The sequence below is a fragment of the Stenomitos frigidus ULC18 genome (assembly GCF_003003795.1).
Classification (GTDB): Bacteria; Cyanobacteriota; Cyanobacteriia; order Leptolyngbyales; family Leptolyngbyaceae; genus Stenomitos; species Stenomitos frigidus_A.
In genome coordinates this window covers 55,613-67,092 of sequence record NZ_PVWK01000140.1, presented here as the reverse complement: position 1 = coordinate 67,092, position 11,480 = coordinate 55,613, and the positions used below count along the sequence as shown (strand labels likewise).

The window sequence follows — 11,480 nt, the reverse complement described above, 5'->3', positions numbered from 1 at the left end:
AGAACTAGTCGCATTCACTGTAATTACGTTGCACTGTGTCTAATGCTTTGAGGCCAAATGACGATCGCAAATTTATCCGATGCTGCTGCCAATCCATCAAAAATCAACGTTGAAATCTTTATTTCTTACTCGCGTCGCGACAAGACCTTTGTGCAGTCACTGTGCCATGCCCTCAAGCAAAAGAATCGAACGACCTGGGTTGATTGGGAAGACATTCCACCCAATGCTCCCTGGCGAGAAGAAATTTATACAGGCATTATTGCAGCTGACACGTTTCTGTTTGTCATTAGTCCAGAGTCCATTGCCTCTCGTGAATGTGGCGTTGAGCTACAGCACGCCATCAAGCTAAACAAGCGGCTGATGCCCATTCTGCGGCGCGACGTAGACGCTGGAACCGTCAATCGAGCTTTGGCAGACCTCAACTGGATTGACTTCCAAAACGACCATGCTTTTGACACTGCCGTTGAGGCGCTAATCCAAGCACTCGACACCGATCTTGCCCATGTTCGCTTCCATACCCGACTGCTCATTCGCGCAATCGAGTGGGAGAATAGGGATCGCGATGATAGCTTTTTGTTGCGCGGCACCGATTTAGAAAGCGTTGAACAATGGATTGCTCAGGGAACTGACAAAGAACCTCAGCCAACGCAGGTTCAGACCGAATACGCCATCACCAGCCGCTTAGCAGAAACGGCACGGCAGAAGCGAGAAACTCAACGCCAACGACTGGCTCTCGGGAGCCTGACGCTAGGACTAATCGTCTCAGTATCACTCGGCTTGGTCGCGTTTAGCCAGTATCGATCGGCAGAAGCCCGCCGCAAGGAGGCGGTACTGGGTGAAGTCAAAGCACTCACAGCAACCTCAGACGGCTTGTTCATTAATCATCAGGAGTTTGATGCGCTCATTCAGGGGTTAAGAGCCGCCAAACTGCTTAAACAAGCATCCTGGGCACCAGCAGATACCCGCGATCGCGTCTTGAAGACCTTTGGTCAATCAGTTTACTGGGTCAGGGAGTCTAACCGCTTAGAAGGACATTCCAGTTGGGTTCGGCGTGTCAGCTTTAGTCCCGACGGAAAAATGCTCGCGTCTGCCAGTGGAGACGGATTGGTCAAACTTTGGCAACTAGACGGTCGTTCGACCATTGCACTGAAAGGCCATACCGACGAGGTCTTGGATGTCAGTTTTAGCCCAGATGTGCAGATGCTTGCGTCTGCTAGCAGTGACAAAACGGTGAGGCTTTGGAAGCCAGACGGAACGTTATTGAGAACGCTTGTGGGACACCAAAGCAGAGTGAGAGCTGTCAGGTTCAGCCCCGATGGAAAAACGATCGCCTCAGGTGAAGAGAATGGCACTATTAAACTCTGGCAGCGAGATGGGCGCTTAAAACTCACCATCAACGCACATCGTGGTGCCGTCAATAGTTTGCAGTTCAGTCCAGATGGGCAACTGTTTGCCTCGGCCAGTTCTGATAAAACAGTGAAGCTATGGCAGCCTACTGGCAACCTCATCAAAACCCTCAGTGGGCACACTGCCCCCGTGAGTGATGTCGCCTTTAGTCCAGACAGTCAAACAATTGCCAGCGCAGGCGTTGATAAAACAGTGAGGCTATGGCAACAGGATGGGACCTTGCAGAAAACACTCTATGGACACACATATGCAGTGTATAGCGTGACCTTTAGCCCTGATGGACAGGTTATTGCATCAGGTAGCGCTGACAACAAGGTGAAACTTTGGCAACGCGACGGCAGTTTGATTGGCGATCTGCTTGGCCACAGTAGCTATGTCAATGGTATTGCCTTCAGCCCAGACGGGCAGATGATTGCAACCGCCAGTCAGGACCAAACTATCAAACTTTGGAAGCAAGATAAAAGTCTGATCAATGTTCTAGTGGGTCATCAGGAACGGGTGGGCAGTGTTCAATTCAGCCCAGACGGCCAAGTATTGGCATCGGCAAGTAGTGATGGCACCATCAAACTTTGGCAACCCCAGGGAGCATTAATTGCGACATTGCGTGGACATACCGCTGAAATTTATAGTATTGGCTTTAGTCCCAAGGGGCAGCTACTCGTCTCTGGCGGCAACGATCGCACCATTAAGTTATGGCAAATGAGCGGTCAAAACAGCCGCTTGCTAAAGAGTTGGCCTGCTCACAGCAGCTATGTAAACGGTGTTAGCTTCAGCCCGGATGGACAGACGATTGCCTCAGCCAGTGGCGATAATACTGTTAAACTTTGGCGGCTTGATGGTTCGCTGATCCGAACCTTGAGGGGACATCAGTCAGACGTCTACTGGGTCACCTTTAGCCCAGATGGGAAACTGATCGCTTCTGCCAGCGCCGATAAAACCATCAAGCTTTGGAAACTAGACGGCACCTTGATTCGCACCTTCAGCGGACACGGTGCCATTATTTATGGCATTGCCTTCAGCCCGGATGGAAAACTAATTGCTTCTGCCAGCGCAGACAAAACCATCAAGCTTTGGAAACTAGACGGCACACTGCTAAACAGCTTTACGGGACATACTGGCATTGTTGAGGGAGTTCAATTTAGCCTTGATGGCAAAACTCTTGCCTCTGCTAGCGACGATAAAACCGTTAAGCTCTGGCAGCCGGACGGGACTTTGATCGCTACGCTGGCTGGTTACAGTGGCGGTGTCGTTGGGCTAAGCTTTAGCCCCGATGGCAAAACGCTAGCAACTGCAAGTGATGACAAAAGAGTTGTGCTGTGGAAATTGGCCGATTTAAACCTGAATGCATTGATTACACGCGGCTGCAATTGGCTACATGATTACCTCACAACAAACCCTAATGTTACTCAAGACGATCGCCAGTTGTGTGAAGACACAAGACCCCGCCCCTAGCTGGCGATCGCGAAGGCAACCTCTTGCTGAGGGGCTTTGGTTTGAGGGTGGATGCGATCGCTCAAGTAACTGTACATACCCTCGCAGGCATCAAAATAAATAGTGACGCCTTCTCTATCCTGTTCCGAGAAGATAATTTGCGCACCGTAGTGAGGTGAGGTAATGAAGTTTAGCCAACGGGCGACATGGATGTAGGGTACAGAGAGTTTGCCCAGTCGTTCACCATCAACAATTTCGAGCGAGAATTTGAGCGCTGGTTGCATAGGGAGTTCCTCAACGTTCTGCTCTAAGTATTCTACACACAAATCAGTATATTTGTACTATTTAATTTAGATGTTATGACATTTAGCTTCGGTAGGTAGCGAGAAAGTTTTGAGTTTTGAGTTATTCCCAACCGCTGACCGCTATTCCTCACTCATGTTGAAACTCATCCAAAAGCGCCTGGAGCGACGCTTTCATCTCGGTTGGGGTTGTCGGTGTGGTGCCGAACTGCCGGACAACGATACTGGCTGCCAGGTTGCCTAAGACCGTTGCCTCCCACGGAGTTGCCCCAGCGATGAGCCCCAGGGTAAACGCAGCAACCACGGTATCGCCTGCCCCCGTGACATCAAAAACATCTGTGCGATTGAACGCAGGAATGTGATGTTCAGTGCCATCGCGATCGAACAAACTCATGCCCTCTTCGCCACGGGTAATCAATGCCTGTTTTGCCTGCGTCAATTGCAGCAGATCGTGCCCACCCTGCTGCAGCTGAGTCAAATCAGAGGGATTGCCCGATGGGCTGACGAGAGAATAGCCAACCGCTTGCTCGGCTTCGGGCAAGTTGGGCGTGAAGACGGTTGCCCCTTTGTAGCGATCGAGCTTGGTTTGAGCATCCACAATGCTGAGCGGGTGAGCCAATGCCGCTGCAATCACAGGCTGAGTTAGCGTACCATCGCCGTAGTCGGAGCAAATAACGGCATCCACTGAACCAATGTGCTGCTGGATGTAGTCGGCAAGCTGAAGTTGAAGTGATTCATCAGGCAGGTTATCTGACTTGCGATCGATCCGCACAATTTGCTGCGTCACAGACTGACGGGCATGACCAGAAATGCGGGTTTTGGTCACAGTGGGGCGATCGGCATCCAGCAAAATGCCGTGTGTGTCGATGTCGGCTGCCTCAAAAATACCCCGCAGTGTCTTGCCCTGGTCATCTTGACCCAGCAGCCCAACGGCTTTTACTTGTGCGCCCAGTTTCGCAAAGTTATAGACTGCATTTGCGCCACCACCCGGTACCTGCTGTGTGGTTTCATGGCGAATAATCAGCACAGGCGCTTCACGCGACAGCCGTTCGACCTGCCCTGTGAGAAACTCATCGAGCGTCAAGTCACCAACAATTAGCACCTTCGCTTCGTGGAAGCGATCGATGAGGTCAAACAACCGCTCAGCCGAAGCGATCAGCTGGACTGCAAAAGACGCATCAAGAGCCATAGACGATCGTACGTTGCTCAACGTACGCCAACAACTTCACCTCAGCCAGAGTAGCGCATTCGGGCATTCACACATGCACTCAAGGCGAAAAACGCTATCTGACTGCAAGGTTTGCCATCAGTCAAACGCTTAAGCACGTTTATCAGAAGCCGAACAGGATGTTTTGGGATCAAAAATAAAATCGAACCGGATGAGTTGAAATTTGCTACCGTCACCAAATTTCTTGTTTTTGACTGAGCTCGTAATGTCGTCGATCGCAGCATTATCTAAACCCTTAAACCCAGTCGTTAGCAGCACTGTTGGCGGTTCTGCCAAAGTGCCATCAGGTTTCACGATCGCAGCAAAAGACGCATTCCGAAATCCTCTCACGAACGGACACGCCTCTTTGGGAAAGACACCAGTCACTCTTTCTGGCGTTTTAAGGCGACTGTCGTCAGCATTCCCACCAGTAATCTTTTTCGCCAAGTCTATGAAGGTGGTTGCATTCGCCTGAAAGACCCCACCCGCCTTTTCCTTTGTATCTGGACCATTAAACGTGTATAAAGTTCGTAACTGACCCAATCGCTCTCCTTGTTGCCGCAACGCAGTAAGTTGCTCAGGTGATAGTTTGTCAAGCCGTGCAGGCGCAGTTGGATCGACAGGCGTTTTCGGCGTGTCTGCATCTGTCTTTTTTGGCTCTGTTTTCTCAGGGGACTTGGGCGGTTTTATAGCCTGGTCAGCCGGTGGTTTTGAAGGTGTTTTTTTAATTGGTGGCAGTTTGAAGTCGAGCCCAGGAGGTAGCCCTAAAAGAGGGAACACGATCGGCGGTGGCGGCTCTAGGATGGGGAAATTGTAGAGGGACGGATCGTTATAGAGCTTGGGGTCTGGCAGCTTTGTGGCTGACTGTGCTGGTTTGGAGGGTTTTGCAGGCGTCAGGGTTTGAGGTATTGGATTGATGCCAAATTGCGGTAGTTGGCTTTGTTCAGCAGGAGACAGTTCCACGGTCTGAACGCGCTGCTTTGTGTCTGGAATCTTTTCTGTTTCTGCCAGAAAGTTAGGCAGCGCTGCCCACAGCAAACCATGTACGCCTACAGACGCTAAAACAGCGATCGAGAACGGTTGGCGCAGCGCCACTAGTACTTTCTCTAGCGTCTCCTGTGTAAAGACGTTTGACGTGTTTTTAGGCAACAGGGAGTTAGACATAGCAGGCAAGCTCAGTCGTGGGGGAATGGACGCATGCGATCGCGAGAAACGCCTTGCTCAAATCTTAGCGCTCACCGTTGCACTCGTTAGAGTCCGCATGTCCAGTTTAAGAACTGTGAGACCCGATTGCCTACAGAAGTTTTAGAAGAAGGCAGGCGGGAGGAGGCAAGCGGGAGAAGGCAAGCGGGAGAGCAAAGGGGACTGAACAATATTTACGCTCTGCCTTGGTACGATCAGTCAGTAACTGAGCTTGATTGTTGTCTCGATCGCGGTTTGAGCAAAATTCAGATCCTGCAACACTGTGAGAGTCTTTAGATCTGAAAAGAATCGTTACGCTTGAATCTGTACGCTCCATTTAAACGCTGTTGCTCATGCCACGACCGATCGTCATTTTGCCGGGTTACCTCGCTGGTGCTGTTGAATACCGCGTTTTAGAACAGACGTTACAAGCGCTGGGGTTTCCAACTGTCACCGTGCCGCTCCGCTGGCAAGACTGGGTGCCAACAATCGGTGGTCGTTCAGTGGCGCCCATTTTGCGGGTGTTGGATACCACGGTAAAGCAAGTACTTCAGCAGCAGGGTGTGTCTCACGTCACGCTGGTCGGGCATTCGGCAGGTGGTTGGCTGTCGCGCATCTACTTAGGAGAAAAGCCTTACTGTATCCATCCCAACGAGACGGATGATTGTCTCTGGTCTGCCCGCGATCGGGTAGCGACACTCATCACGCTCGGTACACCTCACACCAGCCTGGAGCGTTGGACGCGCAAAAATCTCGACTTTGTGAACCTGAGCTATCCGGGTGCATTCTACTCGGATGTGCGCTACGTGTGCGTGGCAGGGAAAGCGGTTTACGGAGACCGTTGGCGCAACTGGCTGGCATATAGCAGCTACAAGCTTACCTGTGGAAAGGGCAATACGTGGGGCGATGGCATTACGCCGATCGAAGCAGCCCATCTCAAAGGTGCCGAAAATCTTGTGATTGAAGACGCGATGCATTCTCCCAGAGGCAATCGCGTCTGGTACGGATCGCCCGGACTGCTGGAACGTTGGACACCGTATCTTGTGTAACCACCTGAATTTAGGCCTTGCTCAAAGGGGTCAGGTTCTTCTGAGAAAGACACCAGCTTGCGATCGATGGTCTGAAGGATTCTGGGATAGGGGCGTTTCGCGAAACGCTCCTACGAAGCTCTCCTCACTACAACGAACATTGGCGTGCTAGTGCCTGCTTTAACAACGCGTTATATTGTTTGCTGCCAATAATGTGGGCTCCAAATCGCTCCAAATGGGGATTCATCATCTGGGCGTCGAAGAGCACAAACTGCCGATCGCGCAAACGTTCCACCAATTTCACCATTGCGACCTTCGAACCATCGGGAATCCGAAAGAACATCGATTCACCAATAAACGCACCGCCGATCGTTAGCCCCAAAATCCCCCCAGCCAGTTCATCGCCCTGCCAGGTTTCAAAGCTGTGTGCCCATCCAGCCTCATGCAGCGATCGATAGATATCCTTTAATTCCTCTGAAATCCAGGTCGTTTCGCGATCGGCACAGCCGTCAATGACGGCCTCAAACGCCCGATCGACCGCAACCGTGAAGCGCTCTTGATTGAGCAATCGCTGAAGCGATCGCGGATAGCGAAACCGCTCATCCAGAGGAATCAACGTCCGCTCACGACTGGAGTACCAGCCCAGTGACGCTCCAGAATCGTCTGCCATTAAAAAATAGCCCTGAGCATAACCCTGGACGATCGAGGCAACATCAAAACGGCTTTCAGTCAATCGGGCAACGCCTCACTCAGTCAAACGGCTGATACAAGCATCTCATTATAAAAGCCTCTGCGAAAGAAGGGATCAGGAGTTAAGAGGGTGTTTGAAAAGCCGGATCGAGCGTAAGAAAGCTCACACGGCAGACGCTTTAAGTACTGAACTCAAGCACCGTGAGAGCCATGGTTAAAGTCTACTCAGTACGCCCAATTTGCCTTACTCCAACCCCTTCTGCCCGCTGCCAAACCCGGCGGACGCCCCCGCAGTACGAGTCTGTGGGCTGTCCTCAACGCCATCTTTTATGTGGTGACCCAAGGCTGTAAATGGCGCGCTATCCCGGCTGACTTTCCCGCCTGGTAAACGGTGTCTACCGACTGCCGCAACTGGCGCAAAGACGGTACCTGGAAAGCCCTCCATGCGCGCTTACGCAGTTGGACACGGACAGCCGTACGGGCTGAAAGTCCTTCCGAGGTGCTTCTCGATCGCCAGCATCCCCGCCGCCGGATGCAGACTCCCATCTTGATGACTCTGTAGTTAAACTGGCGATAGGACTACTGGTTTTCTACATTCGGTTTTACGCAATCCCTTCACGCATTTCCCGATGAAAGTTAAGACTTTGATGACACTGACAGTGCTTGCGATCGCCAGCCTCGCCACTCCGTTAACTGCGATCGCCGCTCAACCAACTCAGCCAAACCACGCGATCGCTCAAGCCCAGACTGAGCCGACAGCGAGACAGATCATCGAAGCCTGCGTGCAGAATCGAGCCGAAACGTTGCCCAATCCGTTTATTGACGTGCCTATGAATCATTGGGCATTCAAAGCAGTTCTAACGATGCACTACTGCGGTGCATACCGTCAGGCTACCCCTCCTGGTCTGATTGAGCGACTCACAAACCAATCACCATCTGATCAGCCAGAAACGCCTGTGCAGTAGGGTCATGTAGGTATCCTTACCGTAATCGCCTCAGTTGGCTGGGTATCATTAATCTAGACCCTTACTTTTCACTAACGAGAACAGAGATGCTGACGAAGCGCTCCTTTGGCTTGCTTGCGATCGTATTTTACAAGTCCTTTGTCGCATCACTCCTTGCCGTTACGTCCGTGGCGCTGTTATTGGCGTTACGAAACTATGACTCTCTGGCAGACTTTTCTGAGTCGTACACCATCGAAGGCAAAACTCAGCTCATTGATTGGGTTCTGGACAAAATCTTGAATCTAAATCCAAGAACGCTGGAATTTAGCGGTATTGGAGCCGGTGTTTATGCTCTTTTAACCGCGATCGAAGCGATTGGACTCTGGCACGAAAAACGCTGGGCACATGTCCTCGTCTTGGTGCTGGTTGGTCTCAGCATTCCACCCGAAGTGTATGAATTAATTCATGGCGTCACGCTCATTAAAGCGATCGTCTTTGTAGTGAATATCGTTGTCTTCTGGTACTTATTCAGCCACTTCCCAAAACATAAGGTCCCGAAACAGTAAGAGCGAATGAGCAATACTGATTAGTCATTCTGAGCTTGACGCAGCATCGCAATAAACCGTTTGACGGCTTGGGGTTGCTCTTTAGGGTTAACGTATTGAGCAAGTAAAGCAAGATCTAAATCTGGAAAAAATTGGCTACGACTGGCTACAGAGCGGCTTTCTCCTCTCAAGTCATAAAGAATAAGCTGATTGTTTTGCCAGAGCAAAACCTCTGGAATCTCTAATCCTTTATAGACATCTAGCTTATCCAAGCCGCCACTGGTCAGAATGACTTCGATCGCAAGATCGGGAATATCTTTCAACGTACTAACGCAGTAGCATTCATCGGGTTCTAGACCGCTGGCTTTTGCCTCTTTACGAAACGTAGTCGAGCCATAGCCGTGCAGAGGAATATCTAATTCTTCAGCATATCGCTCTAGCAATCGAGCAATGACCTTCTTGAGCATTTCGTGTTCAGAGGAGGGCATTAGTATCTCTAATCCGCCTTCAAGATAGGTCATGCGTAACCCTGGAAAATCTCCTAGCGTTGCCAGGAGATTTTCATATTGCTGCCAGCTAACGCCAAACAAAACTACTTGTTGATCAGTTTGCTGAATCGGCGGTTCGATCAGGTAAGCCATACGTAAACGCCTGAGGGATTACTTTCGTTTTATCCTAACGACCGAAGCACAGAATTAAAAGGTGGTATGGTTTTGATTCGCCACGTTCAACCGCTCCAACACTTCAGCCACCGGGGTCGGGCCAAGTTCGCCAGAAGCACGGGTGCGAATGCTGAGGGCGTTGGCTTCCACCTCTTTAGCACCCACGACTGCCATGACTGGAATCTTGTCTTTTTCAGCGTTACGGATGAGTTTGCCGAGACGATCGCCACTGGTATCGACCTCTGCCCGCACACCGATCGCCAGCAGTTGGCTCACGACCTGTTTCGCAAACGGTAGCTGGTCTTCACTCACAGCCAGCAGCCGCACCTGGATTGGAGCCAACCACACCGGAAAATCGCCCGCGTATTCTTCAATGAGAATACCGATCAGGCGTTCTAGAGAGCCGAAAGGAGCGCGATGGATCATCACAGGACGCTTGCGAGTGCCGTCTTCCGCCACATATTCCAGGTCAAAGCGTTCGGGTAAGTTGTAATCCACCTGAACGGTGCCCAACTGCCATTCGCGATCGAGCGCGTCCTGAAAAATAAAGTCCAATTTCGGACCGTAAAATGCGGCCTCACCAATGCCTTCGAAGTGATCCATACCCAGTGTTTGCACCGCACGGCGAATAGCCCCTTGAGCCTTATCCCAGGAATCATCCGAGCCGATGTATTTATCGGAATCGGGATCACGGAAGCTGAGGCGGGCTTTGAAGTTTTTCAGTTGCAGACTTTTGAACACGGACAGGATCAAGTCCACGACGCTTAGAAATTCAGCATCCAACTGTTCCGGTGTAACAAACAGGTGCGAATCATCGACCGTAAAGCCACGCACTCTGGTCAAGCCACCGAGTTCACCGGATTGCTCGTAGCGGTAGACGGTACCAAATTCTGCCAACCGCATGGGCAACTCCCGATACGAGCGCAGTTCACTTTTATAGATTTGAATGTGGAACGGACAGTTCATCGGCTTGAGGACAAAGCCTTGCTCCAGCGCTGCTGACTCTGCATCCTCCGCCATCAGCGGAAACATATCTTCCTTATATTTCTGCCAATGCCCGGAGGTTTTGAACAGATCCACACGAGAGATGTGGGGAGTTACAACGGGCAGATAGCCCCGTTTAAGTTGTTCTTTTTGCAGAAAATCCTGGAGGATCGATCGCAACACCGTGCCTTTCGGTGTCCAAAGCGGCAAACCGGGCCCGACCGAATCAGAAAAGATGAACAGCCCTAATTCTTTGCCTAGCTTCCGGTGATCACGCTTCAGTGCCTCTTCTTTGCGCCGTTTGTACTCCACCAATTGCTCAGGTGTTTCCCAAGCAGTGCCGTAAATGCGCTGGAGTTGGGCTTTGGTTTCATCGCCGCGCCAGTAGGCACCCGCCACGCTTTCTAGCTCGATCGCGTCTGGCTTCAGGTCAGCAGTATTTTCCAGATGCGGCCCCGCGCACAAATCCCACCACTGGTCGCCCAGGTGATACAGCGTAATCGGCTCTTCCAATCCTTCCAGAATTTCGAGCTTGTAGGGTTCGTTAATCGCCTGAATACGCTGCTTCGCTTCCTCTCGGCTCACTTCTTCCCGAATCACAGGCAGCTTACGGTTGATGATCTTCGTCATCTCCTTCTTGATCGCCTTTAGATCCTTGTCAGTAAACGGTTCTGGGCTATCAAAGTCGTAGTAAAAGCCGTTTTCAATCCAGGGACCGATCGTCACCTGCGCTTTCGGAAACAGCTTCTGCACTGCCATTGCCATGACGTGTGATGTCGTATGGCGAATCTTTTGCAACGGTACTGATTCACTGGTGCGAGGCAAATAAAATTTTTCTGGTTGATCGTCGTCGGGGGAGGCGGAGACAGGCATAGGAGATGGCATCAATACAACAGACACTAGAGGCGAGCAAGGGGCAGTGAGCGATCGAATCACCAAAGCGTCATCAAAACATGACGCTCATTGAAACCAGCTCTAGATAGATCCAGTCTAGAGTCTGGCACCACAAGTCCAACATGGAGAGTGCAGGAAGACACTTTCTATCTTACTGAATCTTCTTGATCCCCCTCTTGATGGTGACGATTTTGAGTTACTTAA

10 protein-coding genes and 1 pseudogene are annotated in these 11,480 nt (G+C 51.1%); 5 read left to right on the top strand and 6 right to left on the bottom strand.

Annotated elements, in window-relative coordinates; genetic code table 11:
- Positions 1–57: 57 nt before the first annotated feature.
- Positions 58–2,859, top strand: a complete 2,802-nt coding sequence (locus tag C7B82_RS25600) for a WD40 domain-containing protein (protein ID WP_106259593.1) — start codon at positions 58–60, stop codon at positions 2,857–2,859.
- On the opposite strand, the gene C7B82_RS25595 is transcribed toward C7B82_RS25600, so the two are convergent.
- The 3 genes from C7B82_RS25595 to C7B82_RS25585 all read right to left on the bottom strand — a co-directional run bounded on the left by C7B82_RS25595 (position 2,856) and on the right by C7B82_RS25585 (position 5,511).
- Positions 2,856–3,122: a hypothetical protein gene (locus C7B82_RS25595; protein ID WP_106259592.1), complete on the bottom strand. Its 267-nt coding sequence runs from the start codon at positions 3,120–3,122 to the stop codon at positions 2,856–2,858. The two genes, C7B82_RS25600 and C7B82_RS25595, sit on opposite strands and share 4 nt — an antisense overlap.
- Before the next feature lie 148 nt (positions 3,123–3,270).
- Complete coding sequence (locus C7B82_RS25590) at positions 3,271–4,329, bottom strand: bifunctional heptose 7-phosphate kinase/heptose 1-phosphate adenyltransferase (RefSeq protein WP_106259591.1); 1,059 nt, start codon at positions 4,327–4,329, stop codon at positions 3,271–3,273.
- A gap of 129 nt (positions 4,330–4,458) precedes the next feature.
- On the bottom strand, positions 4,459–5,511 hold the full coding sequence (locus tag C7B82_RS25585; RefSeq protein WP_146141265.1) for a hypothetical protein: 1,053 nt from the start codon (positions 5,509–5,511) through the stop codon (positions 4,459–4,461).
- 371 nt (positions 5,512–5,882) lie between these two features.
- On the opposite strand from C7B82_RS25585, the gene C7B82_RS25580 reads away from it, so the two are divergent.
- The gene (locus C7B82_RS25580) at positions 5,883–6,578 is read left to right on the top strand and encodes an esterase/lipase family protein (protein ID WP_106259589.1); all 696 of its coding nucleotides are present in this window, start codon (positions 5,883–5,885) and stop codon (positions 6,576–6,578) included.
- Positions 6,579–6,705: 127 nt separating this feature from the next.
- On the opposite strand, the gene aat is transcribed toward C7B82_RS25580, so the two are convergent.
- Positions 6,706–7,290 (bottom strand): leucyl/phenylalanyl-tRNA--protein transferase, encoded by a 585-nt coding sequence (gene aat / locus C7B82_RS25575; protein WP_106259588.1) that lies wholly within the window; start codon positions 7,288–7,290, stop codon positions 6,706–6,708.
- Positions 7,291–7,479: 189 nt separating this feature from the next.
- On the opposite strand from aat, the pseudogene C7B82_RS33980 reads away from it, so the two are divergent.
- From C7B82_RS33980 to C7B82_RS25560, 3 genes and pseudogenes are all read left to right on the top strand, one after another.
- A pseudogene (locus C7B82_RS33980) lies at positions 7,480–7,764 on the top strand (transposase); the annotation flags it as partial.
- A 112-nt stretch (positions 7,765–7,876) separates the two neighbouring features.
- Positions 7,877–8,212, top strand: a complete 336-nt coding sequence (locus C7B82_RS25565; protein ID WP_106259587.1) for an S-layer protein — start codon at positions 7,877–7,879, stop codon at positions 8,210–8,212.
- Positions 8,213–8,298: 86 nt separating this feature from the next.
- On the top strand, positions 8,299–8,757 hold the full coding sequence (locus C7B82_RS25560; protein ID WP_106259586.1) for a DUF2127 domain-containing protein: 459 nt from the start codon (positions 8,299–8,301) through the stop codon (positions 8,755–8,757).
- 20 nt (positions 8,758–8,777) lie between these two features.
- Here the strand turns inward: C7B82_RS25560 and C7B82_RS25555 are convergent, their stop codons facing one another.
- Positions 8,778–9,377, bottom strand: a complete 600-nt coding sequence (locus C7B82_RS25555; protein WP_106259585.1) for a Uma2 family endonuclease — start codon at positions 9,375–9,377, stop codon at positions 8,778–8,780.
- Positions 9,378–9,431: 54 nt separating this feature from the next.
- Positions 9,432–11,255 (bottom strand): threonine--tRNA ligase, encoded by a 1,824-nt coding sequence (thrS, locus tag C7B82_RS25550; protein ID WP_219904694.1) that lies wholly within the window; start codon positions 11,253–11,255, stop codon positions 9,432–9,434.
- Positions 11,256–11,480 lie beyond the last annotated feature (225 nt).

Bases quoted from the DNA above. Each gene is read 5' to 3' on its own strand.
- C7B82_RS25600 (WP_106259593.1), top strand. From the start codon at position 58: ATGACGATCGCAAATTTATCCGATGCTGCTGCCAATCCATCAAAAATC.
- C7B82_RS25595 (WP_106259592.1), bottom strand. From the start codon at position 3,122: ATGCAACCAGCGCTCAAATTCTCGCTCGAAATTGTTGATGGTGAACGA.
- C7B82_RS25590 (WP_106259591.1), bottom strand. From the start codon at position 4,329: ATGGCTCTTGATGCGTCTTTTGCAGTCCAGCTGATCGCTTCGGCTGAG.
- C7B82_RS25585 (WP_146141265.1), bottom strand. From the start codon at position 5,511: ATGTCTAACTCCCTGTTGCCTAAAAACACGTCAAACGTCTTTACACAG.
- C7B82_RS25580 (WP_106259589.1), top strand. From the start codon at position 5,883: ATGCCACGACCGATCGTCATTTTGCCGGGTTACCTCGCTGGTGCTGTT.
- C7B82_RS25565 (WP_106259587.1), top strand. From the start codon at position 7,877: ATGAAAGTTAAGACTTTGATGACACTGACAGTGCTTGCGATCGCCAGC.
- C7B82_RS25560 (WP_106259586.1), top strand. From the start codon at position 8,299: ATGCTGACGAAGCGCTCCTTTGGCTTGCTTGCGATCGTATTTTACAAG.
- C7B82_RS25555 (WP_106259585.1), bottom strand. From the start codon at position 9,377: ATGGCTTACCTGATCGAACCGCCGATTCAGCAAACTGATCAACAAGTA.
- thrS (WP_219904694.1), bottom strand. From the start codon at position 11,255: ATGCCTGTCTCCGCCTCCCCCGACGACGATCAACCAGAAAAATTTTAT.